The sequence below is a fragment of the Streptomyces sp. YIM S03343 genome (assembly GCF_054729195.1).
Map to the genome: position 1 here is coordinate 5626111 of NZ_JBPUKX010000001.1, position 25483 is coordinate 5651593.

The following is a 25483-nucleotide window of genomic DNA, read 5'->3' on the forward strand; positions in this document are numbered from 1 at the left end:
GGTCGGCGGGCGGCGCACGGGTTGTTGACGGGCGGTCACTCGTGCGTGTGAGGCCCGTGGTGTGCCGCGGTGAGTTGTCCACAGGGTGTTGTCCACAGGGGTGGCCGACTCCTGGCGGGCGGGGCACAGTGGGGTGATGCGGGGGTGGTGGCAGGACCTCACCGACCTGGTCCTTCCGGCCGATTGCGGCGGCTGCGGAAGGCCCCGGGCGGTGCTCTGCCCGCGGTGCCGCCGGGCGCTGACCGGAGCCGCGGCGCGCCGGGTGCGGCCGGTGCCGGAGCCGCCCGGGCTGCCCGTGGTGTGCGCGGCGGCGCCGTACACGGACGCGGTGCGCGCGGCTCTCCTCGCCCACAAGGAACGCGGTGCGCTGGCCCTTGCGACGCCCCTGGGCGAAGCGCTGGCGGGCTCCGTGCGCGCGGCGCTGCGGGAGGTGCGGACAGCGGCGCCGACCGGGCCCGGGAGCGCGTCGACGGGGCACGAGGGGCGGTTGCCGGGGTTCCGTGGGGCCACCGGGGCGGTGCTGCTGGTGCCGGTTCCCTCCGCGCGCTGGGCGGTGCGGGCGCGGGGGCACGACCCGGTGCGGCGGATCGCACTCGCGGCGGCCGGTGAGCTGCGGCGGACCGGCATCGGGGCCAGGGTGCTCGCGGTGCTGCGGCAGCGGCGGACGGTGGCCGACCAGTCGGGGCTCGGCTCCCGGCAGCGGCTGGCCAATCTCGCAGGTGCGCTGGAGACGGTGCCGGGCGGCGGACGGCTGCTCGCCGGGGCGCGGGTCGTCCTCGTCGACGACCTGCTGACCACGGGCGCCACGCTGGCGGAGGCGGCGCGTGCACTGCGGGCCGCCGCAGGGGACACCCCGGAGCCGGAGAGGAGTGATGCGAGAGACGGGAGCGATGCGGCGGCGGCTGTGTACGCGGCGGTGCGCAGGGAAGGCATGGAGGAACGGAGGGACGGACCAAGGGGGGCGAGGAACGGGGGGAGACAAGCGAAGGAGAACTGCGTGTATGGCGCACCGGAATTGGCGGTCGCGGACAGCGCCGTCGGCACGGTGCCGGCCGCCGTGGTCGCCGCCCCTCCGGATTCCTTCGAAATATTCCGGAACTGACCGCAGACGTGGGTCGTTGCAGGCATTGAGAAGGTCAATTCAGCTGAACGGAGGTACGGCTCGATAGAGGGTGACGACATACCTCCCGGCGAGATATGTTCAGGTTGTGAGGGAAAGCCGCAGGCCATACCCCTCATATCCGAATGCCGTGCCGGAGTATTCCGAGTCACTCACGGCTGCGGGATGGGGAACTCGCCCGTGGGGGAGGAGGAGGTGGAAGGTCACCGAGTCCGAGGTTCCGGGGCTCACCGGAGCCGGGTGCAAAAGGGAGACGCTCTGCCGCTGTGCGGAGCGATCCGGGAACGGAGTTCTGCGTGGACATCGTCGTCAAGGGCCACAAGACCGAGGTGCCCGAGCGGTTCCGCAAGCACGTGGTCGAGAAGCTGAAGCTGGAGAAGATCCAGAAGCTCGATGGCAAGGTGATCAGCCTCGACGTCGAGGTGTCCAAGGAGCCCAACCCGCGACAGGCCGACCGTTCTGACCGAGTGGAGATCACGCTCCGCTCCCGTGGTCCGGTGATCCGGGCGGAGGCAGCGGCCAGCGATGCATACGCGGCCCTCGATCTTGCGGCGGAGAAGCTGGAGGCCCGGCTGCGCAAGCAGCACGACAAGCGTTACTCGCGCCGCGGACGCCGTATCTCGGCCGCCGAGGTCCCGGACCACGTCCCGGGCGCGGCCACGTTGAACGGCAGCGGCGACATCGTGGGGGAGGAAGAGCAGGGCGGGGTGCCCACGAAGAAGATCGGTTCGCTGGAGGTGCAGGGCGAAGGCCCGCTGATCGTCCGCGAGAAGACCCACGTCGCCGCCCCGATGACCCTTGACCAGGCGCTGTACGAGATGGAACTGGTCGGGCACGACTTCTATCTGTTCGTCGACTCCGAGACGAAGGAGCCCAGTGTCGTCTACCGGCGGCACGCGTACGACTACGGCGTGATCCACCTGCGGACCGACACGATGGTCACCGAGGTGCCCCTGTCCGACGCGGGCGGTTCCCTCGGCGGCTGACCCGCACCCGGCCGGCAGCTGAGGCGGTGCCCCTGGAGCGCGTGTGCGCCCCCAGGGGCACCGGTGTGCCACCACTTCGCGCCCGCGTCGGCGCCGTCCCGTCGCGCGTTCATGGAATCATGGCCGTGCGGCCCAACCGGTGGGCCGCTGCCTTGGGTTGGCGATGGCGCAGGACCGCAGGCCACAGCCTTCAGGGGGAGGAACGATGGCGGACAGCTTCGGACCGATGCATGAGGCGGGTGCCGACGGCGTCGTCGGCACGGGCTCTCGGCCGGGCCCGGACACGGGTGCGACCGCTTCACGCAAGGAGCCGATCAGAGTCCTTGTCGTCGACGACCACGCCCTCTTCCGCCGTGGTCTGGAGATCGTGCTCGCCGCCGAGGAGGACATCCAGGTCGTCGGCGAGGCCGGGGACGGCGCCGAAGCCGTGGACAAGGCGGCCGATCTGCTGCCCGACATCGTCCTGATGGATGTGCGGATGCCCAAGCGGGGCGGTATCGAGGCCTGCACCTCCATCAAGGAGGTGGCACCCAGCGCCAAGATCATCATGCTGACGATCAGTGACGAGGAGGCCGACCTCTACGACGCGATCAAGGCGGGCGCGACCGGCTATCTCCTCAAGGAGATCTCCACCGACGAGGTCGCCACCGCCATCCGCGCGGTGGCCGACGGACAGTCACAGATCAGTCCGTCCATGGCGTCGAAGCTGCTCACCGAGTTCAAGTCGATGATCCAGCGCACCGACGAGCGGCGCCTGGTGCCCGCACCGCGGTTGACGGACCGTGAGCTGGAGGTGCTCAAGCTCGTCGCCACGGGGATGAACAACCGTGACATCGCCAAGGAGCTGTACATCTCCGAGAACACCGTGAAGAACCATGTGCGCAACATCCTGGAGAAGCTGCAGCTGCACTCCAGGATGGAGGCAGTGGTGTACGCGATGCGGGAGAAGATCCTCGAGATCCGCTGATACCGCCGGTGCCTCAGAGGAGGGCGGCCACGGCCGCGGTGAGAGGGGCGTGCAGTTCCGGGGCGTCCACGCGTTCCAGCCGTATGTCCGTGCAGTCCACCCAGCTCGCCGCCTCGACCAGCGCCCGGGCCGCGGCCGGGACCGCCTTCGGGCCCCTCAGCCCGATCTGCCGGGCGACCAGGGTGCGGCCCTCACGCGCCGGGTCCACCCTGCCGACCAGTTGCCCGCCCGCCAGGATCGGCATCGCGAAATAGCCGTACAGACGCTTCGGCTTGGGGACATAGGCCTCCAGCCGGTGGGTGAAGCCGAAGATCCGCTCCGTGCGCGCCCGTTCCCAGATCAGGGAGTCGAAAGGGGACAGCAGCGTGGTGCGGTGGCGGCCGCGGGGCTCCGACTTCAGGGCCACCGGGTCGGCCCAGGCCGGCTTGTCCCAGCCCTCGACCGTGACCGGGACCAGACCCGAGTCGGCGATCACCGCGTCGAACTCCTCGCCCTTGAGCCGGTGGTAGTCGGCGATGTCCGCGCGCGTGCCGACGCCCAGCGACTCACCGGCCAGCCGCACCAGGCGGCGCAGGCACTCCCTGTCGTCCAGGTCGTCGTGCAGGAGCTCCGCCGGGATCGCGCGCTCGGCCAGGTTGTACACCCGCTTCCAGCCGCGCCGCTCCACGCACACCACCTCGCCGTACATCAGCGCCCGCTCCACCGCGACCTTCGTGCCCGACCAGTCCCACCACTCGCTGGTCCGCTTCGCGCCGCCCAGCTCCGCCGCGGTGAGGGGGCCCTCGGTGCGGAGCTGCTTGATCACCTGGTCGTAGGCGCCGTCCGGGAGTTCGTGGTTCCAGTGCGGGCGGTTGCGGTAGGCGCGGCGGCGGAAGGCGAAATGCGGCCACTCCTCGACGGGGAGGATGCAGGCGGCGTGCGACCAGTACTCGAAGGCGTGAGTGTCCTTCCAGTAGGCGTCCTCGACCGTCCTGCGGCCGACCGCGCCGAGGCGGGCGTAGGGGACGAGCTCGTGGGAGCGGGCCAGGACGGAGATGGTGTCCAGCTGGACCGCGCCGAGGTGACGGAGCACCCCGCGGACGCCTGTGCGGCGGGCGGGTCCTTGGCCTAGGAAGCCCTGGGCTCTTAGCGCGAGGCGGCGGGCCTCCGAGGCGGAGAGGGTGGTTCCGGGGCTGGGCGGGACGGGTGTCATGGGGCGCACGATAGGCGGTGCCACTGACAACGGGGGTGGGGGTGGGTTGCTGGGGCGGGGGTGGGGGCCTGAGGGGTTTCGCCCCCGCCGCCCCTTCCCGTTCCCGTCCCTGGGGGCTGCGCCCCCAGGGACCCCCCTTGTCGGCCCTTCGGGCCTCGTCCTCAAGCGCCGGACGGGCTGAGAGGGGGCTGGGCGGGTGGGTGGGGGGCGGCCCGGGCGGGACTCGGCCTCAAGCGCCGGACGGGCGGTTGGGGGGCGGTAGATGAGGTGGGTGGGGGTGGCCTGGGCGGGGCTTGGCCTCAGTGGTCGGACGGGGTGTTCGGGGGGAGGTAGGGGGAGGGGCTTGGGAGGTTCAGGTCTGAGGGGAGTAGGGAGGCTACCCAGCAGTCTCTTCGGGTGCCTGCGTTGGTGATGGCCGAGCGGAGGGTGCCTTCGAAGGTGAAGCCGGCATTTTCGGCGACCTTGCGGGAGGGGCGGTTGCCGACCTCGGCTCGCCATTCGATGCGGTCCAGGGAGAGTGCTGTGAAGGCCCAGCGGGTTACGGCGGTCACGGCCTCCGCGGTGTAGCCGTGGCCGCGGTGCTCCTTCGTCGCCCAGAAGCCGATCTCCGCGGTGTCGAGGGAGTGGCGGGTGAGGCCGATCATGCCCGCCAGGTCACCGTCCGGTACGAAGACGCCGAAGGTGAACACGGAGCCGGTGGCCCAGCCGTCGGGGACGAGCTGCTGTGTGAAGTTCTGCGCGTGCTCGGCGAGGTAGGGCGACGGGATCGTCGTCCAGCGCTGGATGTCGGGGTCCTGGGCAGCCGCGTACACGGCGTCGGTGTCCCCCGCGCCGACGGTGCGCAGGAGGAGGCGGCTGGTGGTGAGGGTGACGGGCTCCATCGGCCGATTCTGCGCGGTGGTCCACACGTATGCCAGGGCTTTTCGCCGTGTGTGAGCAGGCGGTCACGGTTCGCGTAATTTTCGTTTGCGGATCGCGGCACCATCGGGGACCCCCGGGCGTTGTCCATTCGAAGCGCCGATCGAGTGTCGCCGGAGGCGGTCCGGCAGCAGTGGGCGGCCGTCGCCGTAGCAGGCGTCACGGCGGGCCTCCCGGCTTGGCCGTGTCCTCGCATACGATGGCCGTTGCTCAACAAGTCACATCGAATTCCGACCGTCCCAGGCCCGACCGGCAAGGAGACAAGCCCCCGTGTCCGTCCTCTCGAAGATCATGCGTGCAGGCGAAGGCAAGATCCTGCGCAAGCTGCACCGCATCGCGGACCAGGTCAGCTCCATCGAAGAGGACTTCGTCGACCTCTCCGACGCCGAGCTGCGGGCCCTCACCGACGAGTACAAGGAGCGCTACGCCGACGGCGAGAGCCTGGACGACCTGCTCCCCGAGGCGTTCGCCACCGTCCGTGAGGCGGCCAAGCGCGTCCTCGGCCAGCGGCACTACGACGTGCAGATGATGGGCGGCGCCGCGCTGCACCTCGGCTATGTCGCCGAGATGAAGACCGGTGAGGGCAAGACCCTGGTCGGCACGCTGCCGGCGTATCTGAACGCCCTGTCCGGAGACGGCGTCCACATCGTCACGGTCAACGACTACCTGGCCGAGCGCGACTCCGAGATGATGGGCCGGGTCCACAAGTTCCTGGGCCTCACCGTCGGTTGCATCCTGGCCAACATGACCCCGGCGCAGCGCCGCGAGCAGTACGCGTGCGACATCACGTACGGCACGAACAACGAGTTCGGCTTCGACTACCTGCGCGACAACATGGCCTGGTCGAAGGACGAGCTGGTCCAGCGCGCCCACAACTTCGCCATCGTCGACGAGGTCGACTCCATCCTGGTCGACGAGGCCCGTACGCCGCTGATCATCTCCGGCCCGGCCGACCAGGCCACCAAGTGGTACGGCGACTTCGCCAAGCTCGTGCTGCGCCTCAAGCGCGGCGAGGCGGGCAACCCGCTCAAGGGCCTGGAGGAGACCGGCGACTACGACGTCGACGAGAAGAAGCGCACGGTCGCCATCCACGAGGGCGGTGTCACCAAGGTCGAGGACTGGCTGGGTATCGACAACCTCTACGAGTCGGTCAACACCCCGCTCGTGGGTTATCTGAACAACGCCATCAAGGCCAAGGAGCTCTTCAAGAACGACAAGGACTACGTCGTCCTCGACGGCGAGGTCATGATCGTCGACGAGCACACCGGCCGTATCCTCGCGGGCCGTCGTTACAACGAGGGCATGCACCAGGCGATCGAGGCGAAGGAAGGGGTGGACATCAAGGACGAGAACCAGACGCTCGCCACGATCACCCTGCAGAACTTCTTCCGCCTCTACAAGAAGCTGTCCGGCATGACCGGTACGGCGATGACCGAGGCCGCCGAGTTCCACCAGATCTACAAGCTCGGCGTGGTCCCCATCCCGACCAACAAGCCGATGATCCGCAAGGACCAGTCCGACCTGATCTACCGCACCGAGGTCGCGAAGTTCGAGGCGGTCGTCGACGACATCGCCGAGAAGCACGAGAAGGGCCAGCCGATCCTGGTCGGCACCACCTCGGTCGAGAAGTCCGAGTACCTCTCGCAGCAGCTCAGCAAGCGCGGCGTCCAGCACGAGGTGCTCAACGCCAAGCACCATGAGCGTGAGGCCCAGATCGTCGCCCAGGCCGGCCGCCGGGGCGCGGTGACCGTGGCGACCAACATGGCCGGCCGTGGTACCGACATCAAGCTCGGCGGCAACCCCGAGGACCTCGCCGAGGCGGAGCTGCGTCAGCAGGGCCTCGACCCCGAGGAGCACATCGAGGAGTGGGCGCAGTTCCTGCCGGCCGCTCTGAAGCGTGCCGAGGAGGCCGTCAAGGCCGAGAAGGACGATGTCGAGGAACTCGGCGGCCTCTATGTCCTCGGCACCGAGCGGCACGAGTCGCGGCGTATCGACAACCAGCTGCGCGGTCGTTCCGGCCGTCAGGGCGACCCCGGCGAGTCGCGCTTCTATCTCTCCCTCGGTGACGATCTGATGCGTCTGTTCAAGGCCCAGATGGTCGAGCGCGTGATGTCGATGGCGAACGTCCCGGACGACGTGCCGATCGAGAACAAGATGGTCACGCGTGCGATCGCGTCCGCCCAGTCGCAGGTCGAGCAGCAGAACTTCGAGATCCGCAAGAACGTCCTCAAGTACGACGAGGTCCTCAACCGGCAGCGTGAGGTCATCTACGGCGAGCGCCGCCGCGTGCTGGCGGGCGAGGACCTCCAGGAGCAGGTCCAGCACTTCATGGACGACACGATCGACGCCTATGTGGGTGCCGAGACCGCCGAGGGTTTCGCGGAGGACTGGGACCTCGAACGGCTGTGGGGCGCGTTCAAGCAGCTCTACCCGGTGGCTGTCTCCATCGAGGAGCTCGAGGACGCGGCCGGTGACCGGGCCGGTCTGACCGCCGAGTTCATCTCCGAGTCCATCAAGGACGACATCCGCGACCAGTACGAGGCGCGCGAGGTGCAGCTCGGCTCCGAGATCATGCGTGAGCTGGAGCGCCGGGTCGTGCTGTCGGTCCTCGACCGCAAGTGGCGCGAGCACCTCTACGAGATGGACTACCTCCAGGAGGGCATCGGCCTGCGCGCGATGGCGCAGAAGGACCCGCTGATCGAGTACCAGCGCGAGGGCTTCGACATGTTCACCGCGATGATGGAGGGCATCAAGGAGGAGTCCGTCGGCTATCTGTTCAACCTGGAGGTCCAGGTCGAGCAGCAGGTCGAAGAGGTCCCCGTCGAGGACGCCGCGCCGGTCGCCGACCTCCAGAAGCAGGACGCGGTGCCCGCACAGGCCGGGGCCCGCCCGGAGATCCGCGCCAAGGGCCTCGACGCCCCGCAGCGGCGCAACCTGCACTTCTCGGCGCCGACCGTGGACGGCGAGGGAGGCACCGTCGAGGGCGACTTCACCGCCGATGACGACGAGCCGGTGCGCTCCGAGGCCGACGGCCTCACCCGCGCGGAACGCCGCAAGCAGGCCAAGGCCGGCCGCCGCCGCCGGAAGTAATCGACGGCAGCGCTGCGGCCGACAGCGCCGCGACTGCTCGAAGGGCCGGGCTTCCCACCGGGGAGCCCGGCCCTCGCGCGTTCCGGGTCCGGGGACACCCTGGCCGGTCCGGGTGGGGTCCGGGTCCCCCTGGACGGGTCTGTCCAGGGGCCTGCCAGGTCTGTCCAGGGGTGCAGGCCCGGTCCGGAGGGGCAACTCCCGGGTCCGTGCAGGGAGACGCCCACCGGACCCGCCCAGTCGTCCCGTGGGGGGGTGTTGACGGTCCCGGACGGCGGCGCTCCCGGGCCGCGCTCCCGGGCCGCGCTCCCGCGCCAGAGTGCTGCTCCCGGCCGAGAGTCCCGCAGGCGCCGCCCCCGGTCCGAGAGTCCCGCACGGCGCCGCTCGCCGCCCGGGTGAGGAAGGCGCCGGGGTTGGCCCAGCGCCGCCCGGCAAGGGCGCCTGGCCGCCCCCTGTTGCCTCCCCGGGGGTCAGTCGTCCGTGTCGTGGGGTGGGCGGGGGCCGCCCAGTTCTACGGCCGTGCAGCGCCAGCGGAGGTCGGGGCCCTGTTCGAGGCGGAAGGCCATGGCGCGTACCTGGTCGCCCGCGCCGATGCGGGCGAATGCCTCGACGGCGCCCCGGCGTGGCACGAAGTAGCCGATGTCGCGGACGACGGGCAGGGTGCCGCGGGTGGTGCGCAGGGTGCCGCCTTCGGCGAGGCGGGCGAGGTCGTCGTAGGCGCGGCCCACGGTGTGCCGCAGCATCCAGTGCACGGGCCGCCGACCGCTCAGCACCGCGAGGAGACGGTCGGCGAAGACGTCGGTGGGGCGTGGGACGGGCAGGGGCCGGGAGACGGCCGGTCCGGCCGCCGGCCGCCGGTCGCCGGGACGGCGCTGGTCGCGGCGGGACGGCGGACGGTGGGCCGCTCTGGTCATGACCTTGTTCATGGGATCCCCGTGACGGACGGCCCGGCTGATACCGGGCGGTAACTTTCGGTTGCGGTTCTTGTACGGGCTCGGGCCCGGTGGCGGCAAGCAGGGCCGCGTCCGTGTCGGGCGGCGGGAAAGTTCATCTGTGAGGGTGACCTGGGCGGCGGGAGGCCAGTGCCGGCGGGCCCGCACCGGGTGAATCACGGGGGTGCGGGTGGACGTGTCCGGGGTCCCTGTCAGCGACTCGAAAGGGGACACTCGCACGTATCCTGAAGACCCTTCAGGACCCGCCGAACGATCGACGATCACCGACACCTACGGAGAGCGGCAGCCATGCGCGTCTACGTCCCCCTGACCCTTCCCGGTCTCGCCGAGGCGTACAGGACGGGCGAGCTGGCGAGCGGGCCGTTCGTCGCTTACGCCGTCACGCCCGGGCTGCGCGAGTGGTACCTGTCGGACGACATCGAGGAACTGGAGTACGCGGCACTGAGCCGCGCCGCGCTGGCCTCGCTGCGGCTGCTCGCGGCGGACCCGGATGCGGTACGGCGCCGGGTCGTCGTGGCCGTGGACGTGCCCGACAACGCCGCCGCTGCCGACCCGGACCGCGGTCTCGACCAGGCGTCGCTGGGCGAGGTGCGGGTCTCCGGGACCGTACGGCTGGCCAAGGCGGCGGCGGTGCACGCGGACGCCGACGAGGCGGAGCAGGATGTGGCCGCGGCGGCCGGGGCACTGGCGGCGGCGGATGCCGGCGACGACGACGCGCAGTTCGTGGTGGACGGCGCCGAGGACCACGAACTGCTGTGGTACGCCACGCAGGAGATCCCGAATCTGGTGACGGCCGGGGCCTGAAGGCCCTGCCACCTGCGCTTCCACCTGCCGTTGTCCTGATTGTCAGTGGTGGCGGGTACGGTTTTGGGCATGGGGAAGCACGAAGCCACGCACATCGTGTGGGACTGGAACGGCACGCTGTTCCACGACAACGACGCGATCATCGGGGCGACCAACGCGGCGTTCGCCGAACTCGGTCTGGCCCCGCTCACGCTGGAGCGGTACCGGGCGCTGTACTGCGTGCCCGTGCCGAAGTTCTACGAGCGCCTGATAGGACGGGTGCCCTCGCAGGACGAGTGGGAGCTGATGGACGGCGTCTTCCACCGCCACTACGCGGAGCACCGCACCCGGTGCGGGCTGACCGAGGGAGCGGAGGAACTGCTCGCCGGGTGGCGGTCGGCGGGGTACAGCCAGTCCATCCTCAGCATGTATGTGCATGACGAACTCGTTCCGCTGGTACGGGGCTTCGGCATCGAGCCGCACTTCATACGGGTCGACGGGCGCACCGGCCCGTCCGGCGGCAGCAAGGCCGAGCACATGGTGCGCCACCTGGAGGCACTCGCCGAGGTGGAGCCGTCCCGCACCGTAGTGATCGGCGACGCCGCGGACGACGCGCTGGCCGCACGGCACGTGGGCGCGCAGGCGGTGCTCTACACCGGCGGCTCCCACAGCCGGGCCAGCCTGGAGGAGACCGGCGCCCCCGTGGTCGACACCCTGGCGGAAGCGGTGACGGAGGCCCGGCGTATGGCGGCGTGAGGCGGGACGGCCGCCGCCGCAGCGAGGCGGCACCGTCCCGTGCCGCGAGCGGCAACGGCCCGCGCGCGCCGCGCGAGCGGCAAGCACCCGCCCCGGCGTCCCCGTTCCGCCCCGCCCCGCCCGCCGACGAGCGGGCTCATCCGGCCGGCGTCTTGGCCCGCAGCACCTTCAGGAACTCCCGCATCCATGCCGGGTGGTCCGGCCAGGCCCGGGAGGAGATGAGCGTGCCGTCGACCACGGCCTCGGTGTCCTGGAAGGTGGCTCCGGCGGACTGCATGTCCAGTTCCAGGGCGGGGTAGGCGGTGACCCGGCGGCCGCGCAGGCTGTCCGTCGCGGCGGTCAGCAGCGGGCCGTGGCAGATCTGGGCGACCGGCTTGTCGGTGTCGAAGAAGGACTTGAGGATCTTGCGCAGCTCCGGGTCGTTGCGCAGATACTCGGGGGCCCGGCCGCCGGGGATGACGATGGCCGCGTAGTCCCCGGGGTCCACCTCGGAGAATGCCAGGTCGGCAGGCCAGGTGTAGCCGGGCTTCTCGGTGTAGGTGTCGAAACCGGGCTCGAAGTCGTGGACGACGAACTGGAGCTTCTTGCGGGTGGGCGCCGCGATATGGACCTCGTAGCCCTCCTCGCGGAGCCGCTGATAGGGGTACAGCACCTCCAGTGACTCGGCCGCGTCGCCGGTGACGATGAGGATTTTCGCTGTCATGACGAGTCGTTCCCCTCGGGCGGGCGTGAGCTGTCATGTGCAACCTGCCCTGCCGGATACGACGGCGCAACCCCGCCCGTCCCTGTGCAAACTGTCAAAGTTCCACCCCAGGTTTTGTACACATACGGCTCATGACGGGGCCGGGGTAGGGGGCGCTAGCCTGGGTGGCGTGATCAGCGCGATAGGTCGCGGGGGCAATGCCGCCCCGGCTCCGCGCCCGGTGTGCACGGAGCACCTCCGTGACCGGGCGGCGGTCGCTGGTCCTCGCGGGCGGCCCGGGATCCCGCAGGTCCCCTGGACGCCGGGCAGAGACCCGGACGCGGCCGGACGGAGAGCAGCGTCACATCCGTCGGGCGAGTCGAGAATGGCCGATAACCCCCCGCTCCTCCCACCCTGCGGCATAGCGTCGGAACAGACCGGACACCACGCGTCGCGGCGTCACGCCACAGGGGAAGAGACCGTATTTCTTTCTACGTCACGCAACGGCGCGCGACAGGAGCCAGAGGACAATGCAGACCAAGCTGGACGAAGCCAAGGCCGAGTTGCTCGAGAGGGCCGCCCGGGTAGCTGAGAACGGCCCGGCCGGGGGGCACCTACCGACCGGGACGACGAGCGGGGGCCTCCCGGACCAGGACGCCGTGCTCACGTTCCTCCAGCGCTACTACCTGCACATCGCCCCGGAGGACCTCACCGACCGCGACCCGGAGGACCTCTTCGGCGCCGCGCTCTCCCACTACCGGCTGGCCGAGAACCGTCCCCAGGGCACCGCGAGCGTGCGGGTCCACACCCCGACGGTCGAGGAGAACGGCTGGACGAGCAGCCACTCCGTCGTGGAGGTCGTCACCGACGACATGCCCTTCCTGGTCGACTCGGTCACCAACGAGCTCACCCGCCAGGGCCGCGGCATCCACGTCGTCGTCCACCCGCAGATGACCGCCCGCCGCGACCTCACCGGCAAGCTCATCGAGATCCTCCCCGAGCCGCCCGCCGACCCCCTCCCGCACGACGCGCACAACGAGTCCTGGATCCACGTGGAGATCGACCGCGAGACGGACCGCGCGGACCTCAAGCAGATCACCGCCGATCTGCTGCGTGTCCTGTCGGACATCCGCGAGGCCGTCGAGGACTGGGAGAAGATGCATCTGGCGGCGGCCCGGCTCGCCGAGGGCCTGCCCGACGAGCCGCAGCCCGGCGATCTGCGCGACCACGAGGTCGAGGAGGCCCGTGAGCTGCTGCGCTGGCTGGTCGACGACCACTTCACCTTCCTCGGCTACCGCGAGTACCGGCTGCGCGACGACGACTCCCTCGCCGCCGTCCCCGGCACCGGCCTGGGCATACTGCGGTCCGACCCGAAGCACCACGTCGGCGACGAAAGCCATCCCGCCAGCCCCTCCTTCGAGCGGCTGCCGGTCGACGCCCGCGCCAAGGCCCGCGAGCACAAGCTGCTCGTGCTGACCAAGGCCAACAGCCGCGCCACGGTGCACCGGCCGTCCTACCTGGACTACATCGGCGTCAAGAAGTTCGACGTCAACGGCGACGTCATCGGCGAGCGCCGCTTCCTCGGCCTGTTCTCCTCGTCCGCCTACACCGACTCGGTCCGCCGGGTGCCCGTCGTGCGCCGCAAGGTCGACGAGGTGCTGCGGGGCGCCGGCTTCTCGCCCAACAGCCATGACGGGCGCGACCTGCTCCAGATCATGGAGACGTACCCGCGCGACGAGCTGTTCCAGACCCCGGCCGACGAACTGCGCGCCATCGTCACCTCGGTGCTCTACCTCCAGGAACGCCGCCGGCTGCGCCTCTACCTGCGCCAGGACGAGTACGGGCGCTACTACTCGGCGCTCGTCTACCTCCCCCGCGACCGCTACACCACCGGCGTGCGCCTGCGGATCATCGACATCCTCAAGGAGGAGCTGCACGGCACCAGCGTCGACTTCACCGCCTGGAACACCGAGTCGATCCTCTCCCGGCTGCACTTCGTCGTCCGCGTCCCGCAGGGCACCGAACTGCCGCAGCTCAGCGACAGCGACAAGGAACGCATCGAGGCCCGCCTCGTGGAGGCCGCCCGCTCCTGGGCCGACGGCTTCGCGGAGGCGCTGAACGCCGAGTGCGGCGAGGAACGGGCCGCCGAACTGGCGCGCCGCTACGGCAACGCGTTCCCCGAGGGCTACAAGGCCGACCACAGCCCGCGCGCCGCCGTCGCCGACCTGGTCCATCTGGAGGCGCTCAGCGCCGAGAACAGCTTCGCGCTCAGCCTCTACGAACCGGTCGGCGCCGCACCCGAGGAGCGCCGCTTCAAGATCTACCGCAAGGGCCGGTCCGTCTCCCTGTCCGCGGTGCTGCCGGTCCTCAACCGGCTCGGCGTCGAGGTCATCGACGAGCGGCCGTACGAACTGCGCTGCGCCGACCGCACCACCTCGTGGATCTACGACTTCGGGCTGCGCATCCCCGGGACGCCGAGCGCCCCGGGCGGCGACCTCCTCGGCGACGACGGCCGCGAGCGCTTCCAGGAGGCGTTCAAGGCGACCTGGACCGGCAAGGCGGAGAACGACGGCTTCAACGCCCTGGTGCTGGGCGCCGGCCTGAACTGGCGGCAGGCGATGGTGCTGCGCGCGTACGCCAAGTATCTGCGCCAGGCGGGCTCCACCTTCAGCCAGGACTACATGGAGGACACCCTCCGCGACAACGTCCACACCACCCGGCTGCTCGTCTCCCTCTTCGAGGCACGGATGGCGCCGGAGCGCCAGAACGCCGGGCACGAACTGGTCGACGCCCTGCTGGAGGAGCTCGACGCAGCGCTCGACCAGGTGGCCAGCCTCGACGAGGACCGCATCCTGCGCTCCTTCCTCACCGTCATCAAGGCGACGCTGCGCACGAACTTCTTCCAGAAGACCGAGAGCGGCACACCGCACGACTACATCTCCATGAAGTTCGACCCGCAGGTCATCCCGGACCTGCCCGCGCCCCGCCCGGCGTTCGAGATCTGGGTGTACTCGCCGCGCGTCGAGGGCGTGCACCTCAGGTTCGGCAAGGTCGCCCGCGGCGGTCTGCGCTGGTCCGACCGACGCGAGGACTTCCGCACCGAGATCCTCGGCCTGGTCAAGGCGCAGATGGTCAAGAACACGGTGATCGTGCCGGTCGGCGCCAAGGGCGGCTTCGTCGCCAAGCAACTGCCCGACCCGGGCGTGGACCGGGACGCGTGGCTGGCCGAGGGCATCGCCAGCTACAAGACCTTCATCTCCGCGCTGCTCGACATCACCGACAACATGGTCGGCGGCGAGGTCGTGTCGCCCGAGAACGTCGTACGGCACGACGAGGACGACACCTACCTGGTGGTCGCGGCCGACAAGGGCACGGCGACGTTCTCGGACATCGCCAACGAGGTCGCCCAGGCCTACGACTTCTGGCTCGGCGACGCCTTCGCCTCCGGCGGCTCCGCGGGCTACGACCACAAGGGCATGGGCATCACCGCCCGCGGCGCCTGGGAGTCCGTGAAACGGCACTTCCGCGGGCTGGGCACCGACACCCAGAGCGAGGACTTCACGGTCGTCGGCATCGGTGACATGTCCGGCGACGTGTTCGGCAACGGCATGCTGCTGTCCGAGCACATCCGCCTGGTCGCCGCCTTCGACCACCGGCACATCTTCATCGACCCCGACCCGGACGCGGCCACCTCCTACGCCGAGCGCCGCCGCCTGTTCGAGCTGAACCGCTCCAGCTGGGCCGACTACGACACCGGCCTGCTGTCCTCCGGCGGCGGTGTGTTCCCGCGCAGCGCCAAGGCCATCACCGTCAACGCGCACATCCGTGACGCGCTCGGCATCGAGTCCGGCGTCACCAAGCTGACCCCGGCCGATCTGATGCGCGCCATCCTCCAGGCACCGGTCGACCTGCTGTGGAACGGCGGCATCGGCACCTATGTGAAGGCGTCCACCGAGACCCACGCCGACGTCGGCGACAAGGCCAACGACGCCATCCGCGTCGACGGCGCCGACCTGCGGGCCAAGGTCGTGGGCGAGGGCGGCAACCTGGGCCTGACCCAGCTCGGCCGTATCGAGTTCGCGCTGCACGGCGGCCGTATCAACAACGACGCCATCGACAACAGCGCGGGTGTGGACACCTCCGACCACGAGGTGAACATCAAGATCCTGCTCAACGGCCTGGTCACCGAGGGCGACATGACCCTCAAGCAGCGCAACAGGCTGCTGGCCGAGATGACCGACGAGGTGGGAAGCCTGGTCCTGCGCAACAACTACGCGCAGAACACGGCGATCGCCAACGCGCTCGCCCAGTCCAAGGACATGCTCCACGCCCAGCAGCGCTTCATGCGCCACCTGGTGCGCGAGGGGCACCTCGACCGGGCGCTGGAGTTCCTGCCCGCCGACCGCCAGATCCGTGAGCGGCTCAACACCGGGCAGGGCCTGACCGGCCCGGAGACAGCCGTCCTGCTGGCGTACACGAAGATCACCGTCGCCGACGAGCTGCTGGCGACCTCGCTGCCCGACGACCCGTATCTGCGCACTCTGCTGTACGCGTACTTCCCGACCGCGCTGCGCGAGCAGTTCGCGGAGCAGATCGACCACCACCCGCTGCGCCGCGAGATCACCACGACCGTCCTGGTCAACGACACGGTCAACACCGGCGGTACGACATATCTGCACCGGCTGCGCGAGGAGACCGGCGCGTCGCTGGAGGAGATCGTGCGGGCGCAGACCGTGGCGCGCACGATCTTCCGCTCGGCGCCTGTGTGGGACGCGGTGGAGGCGCTGGACAACAAGGTCGACGCGGCCGTGCAGATCCGCATCCGGCTGCACTCGCGCCGCCTCGTCGAACGCGGCACCCGCTGGCTGCTCAACAACCGGCCGCAGCCCCTCCAGCTCGGTGAGACGGTGGAGTTCTTCTCCGAGCGCGTCGAACAGGTCTGGGGGCAGCTCCAGAAGCTGCTGCGCGGCGTGGATCTGGAGTGGTACCAGCACATCTACGACGCCATGGCCGGCTCCGGTGTCCCGGACGAGCTGGCCACCCGCGTGGCCGGTTTCTCCTCGGCCTTCCCGACGCTGGACATCGTCTCGGTGGCCGACCGGATGGGCAAGGAGCCGATGGACGTCGCCGAGGTCTATTACGACCTCGCCGAGCGCCTGGGCATCACCCGGCTGATGGACCGCGTCAGCGAGTTGCCGCGTGCCGACCGCTGGCAGTCCATGGCCCGCGCTGCGATCCGCGAGGACCTGTACGCGGTGCACGCGGCGGTCACGGCGGACGTGCTCGCCGTGGGCAACGGCGTGTCGACGCCGGAGCAGCGCTTCGAGCTGTGGGAGAGCGGCAACGCGGCGATCCTCGGCCGGGCGCGCAGCACGCTGGTGGAGATCCAGAGCTCGGAGGCGTTCGACCTGGCCAACCTGTCGGTCGCGATGCGCACGATGCGGACGCTGCTGCGCTCGCACGCGTAGCTCTACGGCGGTGAGGGCGTCCCGGTCCGCGACGGCGGCCGGGGCGTCCTCGCGGACCGGGACGGGGCCGGCTTTCTTGACGAGCCCTGAAGTGAATCGGGCAGACGGCTTACCTTCGCCCGGTACACGGGAAGGGTGGACGCCCGGACCCCGTACGCCGCCGTCCCCGCCCCTCATCCGGGACCGGGGCCGGGAGCCGTCGGCGTGTCCGCGGGGAATGCCGTCGTGGAGGCCGTGAAATTCAGCATGGCCGGCGGCAGCGGCGTGGCGGTGAATTTCCTGGCGTTCAATGTGCTGCTGCACGGACTGCACTGGCCGGCGATGGCCTCGACGGTGCTGGCGAGCGCTGTCGCCATGGTCACGAATTACCTGGGGTTCCGCTATTTCACCTACCGGGACCGCGCCACGCGTACCCGGCGGCAGATCGCGCTGTTCTTCGTCTTCAGCGTCATCGGGGTGGTGATGGAAAGCGCCCTGTTCTACGTCGGATATCACGGCCTGGGAATGCAGGGGCCGCTGGAGTCCGACGTGGACAAGGCGCTTTCGATCGTGCTGGCGTCGGTATTCCGCTTCGCGGTCTACCGGACGTGGGTGTTCCGGCGCTGAGGCGGGGGCGGTTCAGGCCGCCGGGCTGGCGTTCTGCTGCGCCCGGTTCTTCAGCTCTTCGATCCTGGTCTTCTTGTCCTTGTCGGGCCCGCCGGTGAACGCCTCGTAGGCCTCCAGAACCTCCTCGGTCGGCCCGTCCATGAGCAGTTCGCCGCGCTCCAGCCACAGCACACGCTCGCAGGTGTCGCGGATCGACTTGTTGTTGTGGCTGACCAGGAACACCGTGCCCGCGCGCTCGCGCAGTTCCATGATCCGGCCCTCGGAGCGCTTCTGGAACTGGCGGTCGCCGGTGGCGAGGGCCTCGTCGATGAGCAGCACATCGTGGTCCTTGGCGGCGGCGATGGAGAAACGCAGCCGGGCGCCCATGCCGGAGGAGTAGGTGCGCATGGGGAGGGTGATGAAGTCGCCCTTCTCGTTGATACCGGAGAAGTCGACGATGCTCTGGTAGCGCTCCTTGACCTCCTCCCGGGACATGCCCATGGCGAGTCCGCCCAGCCAGACGTTGCGCTCGCCGGTGAGGTCGCCCATCAGCGCCGCGTTGACGCCGAGGAGGGAGGGCTGGCCGTGGGTGTAGATGTGGCCGTTCTCGACGGGCAGCACGCCCGCGATGGCCTTGAGCAGGGTGGACTTGCCGGAGCCGTTGGTCCCGATGAGACCGACGGCCTCACCCTTGTAGGCGACGAACGAGGCGTTCTTGACGGCGTGCACCGTGCGGGTGCCGGCCGCCTTCTCGGCCTGCTTGCGGTGCAGGATGCGGTTGAGGGCAGCGGTCGCGGAGCCGCGTCCGGAGCCGGTGCCGTTGATGCGGTAGACGATGTCGACGCCCGCGACGACGACGGTGGGAATCCTGTCGGTGGAGTGGTCAGCCACGGCCGTACGTCTCCTCAGCCTTCCAGAAGTAGATGAAGCCGCCGATGGCCGCAATGAACGCCCAGGCCGCGGCCGCCAGCCACACATGGTGGGGGAGCTGGCTGGAGTGGAAGCTGTCGATCAGGGCGTAGCGCATCAGGCCGATGTAGACGGCGGCCGGGTTGAGCTGCAGGGCAACCTTTACCAGATTCGGCATGCCGTCCGATGCCGACAGCTTTTCGATGCTCCACATGACACCGGAGACATACATCCAGGTGCGCAGGAGGAACGGCATCAGCTGGGCGATGTCCGGGGTCTTCGCGCCCATCCGGGCCACGATCATGGAGACCCCGACGTTGAACAAGGACTGCAGGACCAGGACCGGGATCGCCAGTACCCAGGAGGCGGCGAAGGGCACGCCGAAGCTGAGCAGGATCACGACGAGCGCGCCCATCGAGAACAGCAGCTGCTGGAGCTGCTGGATCGCGAAGGAGATGGGCAGCGCGGCACGCGGGAAGTGCAGCGCCCGCACCAGGCCGAGGTTGCCGGAGATGGCGCGGGTGCCCGCCATGATCGAGCTCTGCGTGAACGTCCAGATGAACACGCCGGTCACCAGGAACGGGATGAAGTCCGGCACGTGCCGCTTGGTGCCGAGCAGGACACCGAAGACGAAGTAGTACACCGCCGCGTTCAGCAGCGGGGTCATGACCTGCCAGACCTGGCCGAGCTTTGCCTGGCTGTACTGCGCGGTGAGCTTGGCGGTGGCGAACGCGGTGATGAAGTGGCGGCGTGCCCACAGCTGCCGGACGTACTGGAGGAGGGAGGGGCGGGCGCCGCTGACCGAGAGCCCGTACCGCGCGGCGAGCGCCGCGAGTTCTGCCTCGTCGGCGGGTGCCGCCACTGGGGAGGGCGGTGTGTGAAGGACCTGGCTCACATCCGCTGCTTTCGCTCGGGGGGAGGGGGCGGCGCTCGGGGGCGCCGGGTGCCGCGCGCCGACACCGGCACCATCACCGTTCGTTTGCCAACGCTTTCCAAGACGTTTGCTTACGTCGGAACGGGACCGTATCGTCGCAACGTGAGAGTAAGCCGTTATGACGTCGGAACGCAACCGTATCGTCGTAACGCCCTATGCTTGGACCCATGACGACGAACGCCGACGGCTCCCAGACGCGTCCTCGCCGCCGTGCCCCCGCCGGGGCGGCCGTACTCCGCGAGGATGTGACCGAGGCCATTCAGGCTGCGGTCTTCGAGGAACTCGCGGCCGTCGGCTATGCCCGTATGTCGATCGAGGGCATCGCCCGCCGGGCCGGAGTCGGCAAGACGGCCGTCTACCGCCGCTGGCGCTCCAAGCTGCACCTGGTGCTCGATCTGGTCTCGGCCCTCGCCATCCAGGGCCTTCCCACGCCGGACACCGGTTCGCTGGAGGGGGATCTCCGTCTGCTCTACGAGGTGATGGCGCGCGCGCTGCGCCATCCTGTCGCCTCGCAGGTCATACCCGATCTCCAGGCGGAGGCGGCGCGCAATCCCGATATCGCCGAGGCCATGCAGAAGGCGCTGCGGGAGGGGCAGGACGGGGTGGCGAGCGGCATCGTCCGGGCGGCGGTCGCACGGGGGGACATCTCGGCATCGCTCGATGAGGATCTTGCGCTCGACCTGATCTCCGGGCCGTTGTACTGGCGGTCCGTTGTCATCCGTTCGCCGAAGCTTCCCAAGGGGTATCTGGCGTCCCTGGCCCGGGCGACGGCGGCAGCGCTGCGGGCGCTGTGAGCGGGGCGGGCGGGGCGGGGCTTGAGGGGGTTCGCCCCTGCCGCCCCTTCCCGTTCCCGTCCCTGGGGGCTGCGCCCCCAGACCCCGCTCTATCGGCCCTTCGGGCCTCGTCCTCAAACGCCGGACGGGCTGAGAGGAGAGGCCTAGGAGTGGTGGTGCTGCCAGCCCTGCCAGGCTGAGGTGATCATGTCCTGGACGTCGTGGCGGGACTTCCAGGACAGCTCTGTGGTGATGCGGTCCGCGGAGGCCACGACCTTGGCCGGGTCGCCGGGGCGGCGCGGGGAGACGACAGGGGGCAGGGTGTGGCCGGTGACCGCCGTGATGCGGTCGATCATCTCGCGGACCGAGACGCCCTCGCCGCGGCCGATGTTGAGGGTGAGGTCGCGGCCCGGGGCGGCGCGCAGGGCGCGGGCCGCGGCGACGTGGGCCTCCGCCAGGTCGACCACGTGGATGTAGTCGCGTACGCAGGTGCCGTCGGGGGTCGGGTAGTCGTCGCCGAAGATCTGCGGGGGCTCGCCTGCCGTCAGCTTCTCGAAGACCATCGGGATCAGGTTGAAGACGCCCGTGTCCGCCAGTTCCGGGGCCCCCGCGCCCGCCACGTTGAAGTAGCGCAGACAGGCCGTGGCCAGGCCGGTCGCCCGGCCCGTCGCACGGACCAGCCACTCGCCCGCCAGCTTCGTCTCGCCGTAGGGGGACAGCGGGACGCAGGGCGTCTCCTCCGTCACCAGGTCGACGTCCGTCATGCCGTACACCGCCGCCGACGACGTGAAGACGAAGGACCCGACCCCGGCCGCGGTCACCGCCTCCAGCAGGACCCGCAGGCCCTCCACGTTCTCGTGGTAGTAGTGCAGCGGGCGCTCCACCGACTCGCCCACCTGCTTCTTCGCCGCCAGATGGACGACCCCCGTGACACCGTGGTCCGCGAGGGCGCGCGCCAGCCGCTCGCCGTCCAGCGTCGAGCCCACCACCAGGGGCACTCCGTCCGGGACGCGCGCGGCGACGCCGGTGGACAGGTCGTCGTAGACCACGGCCCGCTCGCCCGCCTCGGTGAGCGCGCGCACCACGTGCGCCCCGATGTATCCGGCTCCTCCGGTGATCAGCCACGTCATCTGCTGCCGTCTCCTTCGTTGGTCGTCCGGTATCAGTGAATCAGGCGCCGGCGGGCCGCAGGGACGACCGGAGCCGGTGCACGGGTTTCCGGCAGCGGGTGTGGTAGGGGCGGCGGCGTGGGGCGTGTGGAGCACCAGAGGCGGGTGAAGGACAGGACGGCCGCGGCGGCCAGCACGGCGTTGCGCAGCAGAATCAGCGTGGTGCCCGTCCCACTGCAGACGATGACCTCGCGATACATGACGGGGTAGACGACCGTGCTCACCGCCGTCGCCACCGCGATCAGCGCCGCCACCGGGCGCTGCGCCGTCTGCCGTGATGTCAGACACACCGCCGCCAGACCGAGCAGCCAGATCATGTACTGCGGGCTGATCACCCTGCTGGTGACCGTGAACAGCAGGACCGCCGTCAGGGCCGCGTCGTACGGCGTCGCCCGGGTCCAGCGCCTCGCCCGCAGCCGCCACACCAGAAGCAGCCCGAACGCCACACCGGTCAGTGCGAGCGACACGTCGGCCACCGCGCCGACATATCGCCCCGTGAACTCCATCGCGCCGTACTGATAGCGCACCCCGCCCTGCCACCCGGCGTGGCGCGCGAGGCTCAGGACCGTGCCGCCGAACGACTCGATCTGCACGCCCCGGCCGCCCTGCTGGAGCACGAAGGAGAGCGGATTGTTGAACGAGAGGGCGAGGAGGGTGAAGGACACGGTGCCGGTCAGCGCCGCCCATGTCCACGCGCGGCGCGCGGGCCGTCCCCTCTCCAGCCCCAGCAGCACCAGCACCGGCCACACCTTCATCAGGCCGCCCACCGCCGCCAGCGCGCCGCACGCACGCGTGGAGCGCGACAGCGTCAGCAGGGCGATGACGGCGAACGCCGTGACCTGCACGTCGTAGCGCGCGAAGGGGAGGTGGACGAGGAGGGGGAGACAGCAGATCCAGTAGAGCGCGCCGCGCATGCTGTGGCCGGGACGGCGTCCCGCGCGCGCGAGAGCGACCGTCACGGCCGCGTCGGCGGCGAGCGAGAGGACGACGAACGCCTGGAAGTACGTCAGGCCCGGCAGCAGTCCCGGCGTCAGCAGTACCGGGCCCGCGCCCGGCGGGTACTGCCACAGCGGGTCGCGCGCCGGGAAGGCGCCGTGCCCGAGGACGCCGTACCAGTGGACGTACAGCCGGTACACCTCGCGCGCCACGCGGCCCCCGCCGAGCAGGCGGGAGGTGGCGTGCGTGATCGTCCACAGCATCAGCGCGCGGGTGGCCAGCCAGGCGGCGGCGAGGAGGAGCGCGGGGCGCGCCGGGCCGCTTGTGTGTCGGGGTGCCAGGCGGTCTGCCAGGCCGCTTGCTGCCGGGTGGCGTGTCATGTCGCCTGTCGGACGGGGTCTCAGACGGCGTGTCAGGTGATGTGTGAGGTGGTTCATCACAGAGGAGGGTAAGCCGGGCGGATGGCATATTGGCGCTGATATGTCATCAATACCTCGCAAAGAGGGGATAATTCCAGAAAATCGGATCATGCTGAGCTGCAGAGAGCCGAGCCGGTTCCGTCGTGCCGTGACCGTGGCGGTGCCCTCCGCCGTGATGCTCGTGCTGGGACTGTGGGGGCTCGACCGCGGCGGCATATGGCGCGACGAGGCGGTCACCTTCCAGGTCGCCCGCCGCTCGGTGCCGCAGATCTGGCGGCTGTTGCACGTCGTCGACGCCGTGCACGGCCTGTACTACCTGTTCATGCACGCCGTCCTGGCCGTCCGTGCCGACGAGGTCCTGCTGCGGCTGCCGTCGGTGTGCGCGGCGGCGCTGACCGCGGGACTGGTCGCCGCGCTCGGCACCCGCCTCGCCCGGCCGCGCGTCGGACTGTGGGCCGGGCTGCTGTACGCGGTCACCCCGATGTCCGGTCACTACGCCCAGGAAGGCCGCTCCTACGCACTGGTCGCCGCCGGTGTGACCGGCGCGACGCTGCTGCTCGTCCGGGCGGTGACCACTGGCGGGCGGTCCTGGTGGGCGTACGGCGGGGTCGTCGGCGTCACCTGCTGGCTGCACGAGTTCGCGGTGCTGCTCCTCCTCGCGCACGCCGTGACCCTCGCCCTCGCCCGGGCGCCGTGGAGGGTGTGGCGGGGGTGGGCGCCGGCCGCGGGTGTTGTCGTTGTGGCGCTCGTCCCGGTCGTCCTGGTGTCACGGGCGCAGTCGGCCCAGCTGGCCTGGCTCAGGGAACCCGGGACGGACAGCGCGGAGTGGCTGGCGCGGGAGTTCCTCGGGCAGTCCGACGGGATCTACCGGACGTGCCTGGCCCTCGCGGTGCTGGGCGCGTCCCGGACACTGGGGCGCCGGGGTGAGCCGACGGGCGCCGGAGTGGCGCTCCCGCTGCTGCTGGTGCCCCCGGCGACCCTGATGGCGGCGTCCCTCCTCACCCCGCTCTACGTCGACCGGTACGTCCTGTACGCCCTCGCCGGCGCCCCGCTCCTCACGGCACTGGGCGCGGAACGCCTGACGGAGCTGGCGACCCGATACCTACGGCACCGCTCCGGGCACCCAGACGTCGGTGCGGCCCCGCGCTCCGTCCTGCGCAGCCGCTTGCCCATCGCGGCGCGCCGCCTCCCTGGGGCCCTGCGGCTCACGGGATCCGGTGCGGAGTGGCTGACGCAGCTCGCGGACAGGCTGCCGCGCCGCTCCCCGGGCACCCGCCCGGCTGCGGCCCCGCGCAGCCGCTTGCCCGTCCCGTCACGCCGCCTCCCTGGAGTGCCGTTGCTGGTCGCGCTCGGCGCGCTCGGCGCGCTCGGCGCCGCACGCCGGACGGAGACTGCGGGCCGGTGGCCTCACCAACCCTCGCGCACCCCCTTGCCGGTGCCGGGCCCGGACACCCCCGTTCCCTCGTCGTGCGGCCCCGGCCTTGACACTGCCGCCCTTCACGCTTCTTCCGGCCCCGACCTGGATGCTGCAGTCCTGCGCCGGTCCTCCGGCTCAGGCCAGGACACCGCCGTGCGTCCGTTGCGCGGCCCCGGCCCGGATGCTCCCGCCCCGCGCCCGCCTTCCGGCCCCGGCCAGGACGGCCCCGCCCCGGGCCCGTCCTCCTGCCCCGCTTCAGGCACCCCCCTGCACGCCACCCCCCACCCCCTCACGCGCCTCCTCTCCTCCCCCCTCATCACCACCACCGGCGCCCTGGCCGTCGCCCTCGTCTTCCTCCTCCAGCTCCCCCTCCTCCGCGCGGACCGCGTGCCGGACACCCGCCCCGACAATCTCGCCGCGCTCGCCGCGCTTGCCACCAGGGAGTTGCGGCCGGGGGACCCCGTGCTGTTCCTGCCGGGGCAGGCGCGGAGTATCGCGCTGGCGTATCCGGCCGGGTTCCGCGGGATGGACGACGTGGCGCTCGCGCGGTCGGCCGCCGAGTCGGGGACGCTGTACGGCCGTGAGGTGGGCGAACGGACCCTGCGCCACCGGCTCGCCGGGCTGAACCGGGTGTGGGTGGTCGCCGAGCGGCGTGTGCTGGACGCCCCGCGCTACCCCGGCGACCCCACCGAGCGGGCCAAACTGTCCGTCGTGGAGGAGCAGTTCACCCTCCGCGAGGAGTCCGTACGGGACGCCGTGTCCGTGCGCCTCTACGTGCGCCGCCCGGCTGTCAGTCTGGCTGTCCGCCCGGCTATCCGCACCCCTCGGCCGCCTGCAGCGCCGCAGCGTCCAGCGTCCTGGTGAGCAGATCGAGCCGCTCCTTCAGGTCACCGATCTCACTCGCCGGGACGCCGGTCGCGGCGACGATCCGCCGGGGCACCTCCAGCGCCCGCTCCCGCAGCGCCGCCCCCCGCTCGGTCAGCCGCACCTCCACCGACCGCTCGTCGCGCACGCTGCGCTCCCGCCGGACCAGCCCTGCTGTCTCCAGCCGCTTGACCAGCGGGGACAGCGTGCCGGAGTCCAGGCGCAGCCGCTCGCCCAGCTTCTTCACGGGCAGCTCGCCCTGCTCCCACAGCACCAGCATCACCAGGTACTGCGGATAGGTGAGGCCGAGATCCTTGAGGATCACGCGGTAGACGCCGTTGAAGGCGCGGGCCGCGGCGTGCAGGGAGAAGCAGATCTGGAGGTCCAGACGGAGCCAGTCCTCCTGCTGGTCCTGCTCGGCGGCGGTGGGCGAGGTCGCGTTCATGACCCCCAGAGTACCCCGTCGGGCAACATTTAGTTGTGTGCAATTCAATTGTGTGCTCTACTGATGGTCGTGAGGCGGCCAGGGGAGGCCGCCGGAACGTGACTCGAGAGGGATGGTTTT

General features: G+C 70.6%; 19 protein-coding genes. 10 read left to right on the forward strand and 9 right to left on the reverse strand.

The window, feature by feature from the left end; all coding sequences use genetic code 11:
• Positions 1–136: 136 nt before the first annotated feature.
• The 3 genes from ACSYGN_RS24615 (at position 137) to ACSYGN_RS24625 (ending at position 3073) form a co-directional block, all read left to right on the forward strand.
• Positions 137–1102 carry a ComF family protein gene (locus ACSYGN_RS24615; protein WP_460399123.1) on the forward strand — a complete coding sequence of 322 codons (966 nt, stop codon included), beginning with the start codon at positions 137–139 and terminating at the stop codon, positions 1100–1102.
• Between the two features lie 314 nt (positions 1103–1416).
• The gene (hpf, locus tag ACSYGN_RS24620; RefSeq protein WP_460399125.1) at positions 1417–2106 is read left to right on the forward strand and encodes a ribosome hibernation-promoting factor, HPF/YfiA family; all 690 of its coding nucleotides are present in this window, start codon (positions 1417–1419) and stop codon (positions 2104–2106) included.
• A gap of 205 nt (positions 2107–2311) precedes the next feature.
• Complete coding sequence (locus tag ACSYGN_RS24625; RefSeq protein ID WP_460399127.1) at positions 2312–3073, forward strand: response regulator; 762 nt, start codon at positions 2312–2314, stop codon at positions 3071–3073.
• Positions 3074–3086: 13 nt separating this feature from the next.
• Here the strand turns inward: ACSYGN_RS24625 and ACSYGN_RS24630 are convergent, their stop codons facing one another.
• On the reverse strand, positions 3087–4265 hold the full coding sequence (locus tag ACSYGN_RS24630; protein WP_460399129.1) for a winged helix-turn-helix domain-containing protein: 1179 nt from the start codon (positions 4263–4265) through the stop codon (positions 3087–3089).
• 299 nt (positions 4266–4564) lie between these two features.
• Positions 4565–5146, reverse strand: coding sequence for a GNAT family N-acetyltransferase (locus ACSYGN_RS24635; RefSeq protein WP_460399131.1), 582 nt, complete (start codon positions 5144–5146; stop codon positions 4565–4567).
• A 307-nt stretch (positions 5147–5453) separates the two neighbouring features.
• Between ACSYGN_RS24635 and secA the strand changes: the two genes are divergently transcribed.
• The gene (gene secA, locus ACSYGN_RS24640) at positions 5454–8273 is read left to right on the forward strand and encodes a preprotein translocase subunit SecA (protein ID WP_460399133.1); all 2820 of its coding nucleotides are present in this window, start codon (positions 5454–5456) and stop codon (positions 8271–8273) included.
• Positions 8274–8740: 467 nt separating this feature from the next.
• Here secA and ACSYGN_RS24645 read toward each other — a convergent pair whose 3' ends face one another.
• A complete protein-coding gene (locus ACSYGN_RS24645) occupies positions 8741–9196 on the reverse strand; it encodes an Rv3235 family protein (protein WP_460399135.1) in 456 nt (151 codons plus the stop codon).
• Positions 9197–9511: 315 nt separating this feature from the next.
• On the opposite strand from ACSYGN_RS24645, the gene ACSYGN_RS24650 reads away from it, so the two are divergent.
• Positions 9512–10027 (forward strand): DUF6912 family protein, encoded by a 516-nt coding sequence (locus tag ACSYGN_RS24650; protein ID WP_460399137.1) that lies wholly within the window; start codon positions 9512–9514, stop codon positions 10025–10027.
• A gap of 69 nt (positions 10028–10096) precedes the next feature.
• Complete coding sequence (locus ACSYGN_RS24655) at positions 10097–10762, forward strand: HAD family hydrolase (protein WP_460399139.1); 666 nt, start codon at positions 10097–10099, stop codon at positions 10760–10762.
• Positions 10763–10898: 136 nt separating this feature from the next.
• Here ACSYGN_RS24655 and ACSYGN_RS24660 read toward each other — a convergent pair whose 3' ends face one another.
• Positions 10899–11465, reverse strand: a complete 567-nt coding sequence (locus ACSYGN_RS24660) for a DJ-1/PfpI family protein (RefSeq protein ID WP_460399141.1) — start codon at positions 11463–11465, stop codon at positions 10899–10901.
• A 509-nt stretch (positions 11466–11974) separates the two neighbouring features.
• Between ACSYGN_RS24660 and ACSYGN_RS24665 the strand changes: the two genes are divergently transcribed.
• Together ACSYGN_RS24665 and ACSYGN_RS24670 are read left to right on the forward strand one after the other, a co-directional pair.
• Entirely contained in the window at positions 11975–16912 is a 4938-nt protein-coding gene (locus ACSYGN_RS24665; RefSeq protein WP_460399143.1) for an NAD-glutamate dehydrogenase, read from the forward strand.
• A 225-nt stretch (positions 16913–17137) separates the two neighbouring features.
• Positions 17138–17518: a GtrA family protein gene (locus ACSYGN_RS24670; RefSeq protein ID WP_460399145.1), complete on the forward strand. Its 381-nt coding sequence runs from the start codon at positions 17138–17140 to the stop codon at positions 17516–17518.
• A gap of 12 nt (positions 17519–17530) precedes the next feature.
• Here the strand turns inward: ACSYGN_RS24670 and ACSYGN_RS24675 are convergent, their stop codons facing one another.
• A complete protein-coding gene (locus ACSYGN_RS24675; protein ID WP_460399147.1) occupies positions 17531–18388 on the reverse strand; it encodes an ABC transporter ATP-binding protein in 858 nt (285 codons plus the stop codon).
• A complete protein-coding gene (locus tag ACSYGN_RS24680) occupies positions 18381–19301 on the reverse strand; it encodes an ABC transporter permease (RefSeq protein WP_460399149.1) in 921 nt (306 codons plus the stop codon). The genes ACSYGN_RS24675 and ACSYGN_RS24680 overlap by 8 nt, the downstream gene beginning before the upstream one ends.
• Before the next feature lie 206 nt (positions 19302–19507).
• On the opposite strand from ACSYGN_RS24680, the gene ACSYGN_RS24685 reads away from it, so the two are divergent.
• Positions 19508–20134: a TetR/AcrR family transcriptional regulator gene (locus tag ACSYGN_RS24685; protein WP_460399151.1), complete on the forward strand. Its 627-nt coding sequence runs from the start codon at positions 19508–19510 to the stop codon at positions 20132–20134.
• 143 nt (positions 20135–20277) lie between these two features.
• Here the strand turns inward: ACSYGN_RS24685 and galE are convergent, their stop codons facing one another.
• Entirely contained in the window at positions 20278–21243 is a 966-nt protein-coding gene (gene galE, locus ACSYGN_RS24690; protein WP_460399153.1) for a UDP-glucose 4-epimerase GalE, read from the reverse strand.
• 32 nt (positions 21244–21275) lie between these two features.
• Positions 21276–22598: a glycosyltransferase 87 family protein gene (locus ACSYGN_RS24695; protein ID WP_460399155.1), complete on the reverse strand. Its 1323-nt coding sequence runs from the start codon at positions 22596–22598 to the stop codon at positions 21276–21278.
• Positions 22599–22746: 148 nt separating this feature from the next.
• Here ACSYGN_RS24695 and ACSYGN_RS24700 point away from each other — a divergent pair, with 148 nt between their 5' ends.
• Entirely contained in the window at positions 22747–24918 is a 2172-nt protein-coding gene (locus ACSYGN_RS24700) for a glycosyltransferase family 39 protein (RefSeq protein ID WP_460399157.1), read from the forward strand.
• Here the strand turns inward: ACSYGN_RS24700 and ACSYGN_RS24705 are convergent.
• Complete coding sequence (locus ACSYGN_RS24705; protein WP_460399159.1) at positions 24866–25363, reverse strand: MarR family winged helix-turn-helix transcriptional regulator; 498 nt, start codon at positions 25361–25363, stop codon at positions 24866–24868. The genes ACSYGN_RS24700 and ACSYGN_RS24705 overlap by 53 nt on opposite strands.
• Positions 25364–25483: the final 120 nt, after the last annotated feature.

Coding starts and splice junctions, on each gene's coding strand:
- ACSYGN_RS24615 (WP_460399123.1), top strand. CDS start 137: ATGCGGGGGTGGTGGCAGGACCTCACCGACCTGGTCCTTCCGGCCGAT.
- ACSYGN_RS24625 (WP_460399127.1), top strand. CDS start 2,312: ATGGCGGACAGCTTCGGACCGATGCATGAGGCGGGTGCCGACGGCGTC.
- ACSYGN_RS24630 (WP_460399129.1), bottom strand. CDS start 4,265: ATGACACCCGTCCCGCCCAGCCCCGGAACCACCCTCTCCGCCTCGGAG.
- ACSYGN_RS24635 (WP_460399131.1), bottom strand. CDS start 5,146: ATGGAGCCCGTCACCCTCACCACCAGCCGCCTCCTCCTGCGCACCGTC.
- ACSYGN_RS24645 (WP_460399135.1), bottom strand. CDS start 9,196: ATGAACAAGGTCATGACCAGAGCGGCCCACCGTCCGCCGTCCCGCCGC.
- ACSYGN_RS24650 (WP_460399137.1), top strand. CDS start 9,512: ATGCGCGTCTACGTCCCCCTGACCCTTCCCGGTCTCGCCGAGGCGTAC.
- ACSYGN_RS24655 (WP_460399139.1), top strand. CDS start 10,097: ATGGGGAAGCACGAAGCCACGCACATCGTGTGGGACTGGAACGGCACG.
- ACSYGN_RS24660 (WP_460399141.1), bottom strand. CDS start 11,465: ATGACAGCGAAAATCCTCATCGTCACCGGCGACGCGGCCGAGTCACTG.
- ACSYGN_RS24665 (WP_460399143.1), top strand. CDS start 11,975: ATGCAGACCAAGCTGGACGAAGCCAAGGCCGAGTTGCTCGAGAGGGCC.
- ACSYGN_RS24685 (WP_460399151.1), top strand. CDS start 19,508: ATGACGACGAACGCCGACGGCTCCCAGACGCGTCCTCGCCGCCGTGCC.
- galE (WP_460399153.1), bottom strand. CDS start 21,243: ATGACGTGGCTGATCACCGGAGGAGCCGGATACATCGGGGCGCACGTG.
- ACSYGN_RS24695 (WP_460399155.1), bottom strand. CDS start 22,598: ATGACACGCCACCCGGCAGCAAGCGGCCTGGCAGACCGCCTGGCACCC.
- ACSYGN_RS24700 (WP_460399157.1), top strand. CDS start 22,747: ATGCTGAGCTGCAGAGAGCCGAGCCGGTTCCGTCGTGCCGTGACCGTG.
- ACSYGN_RS24705 (WP_460399159.1), bottom strand. CDS start 25,363: ATGAACGCGACCTCGCCCACCGCCGCCGAGCAGGACCAGCAGGAGGAC.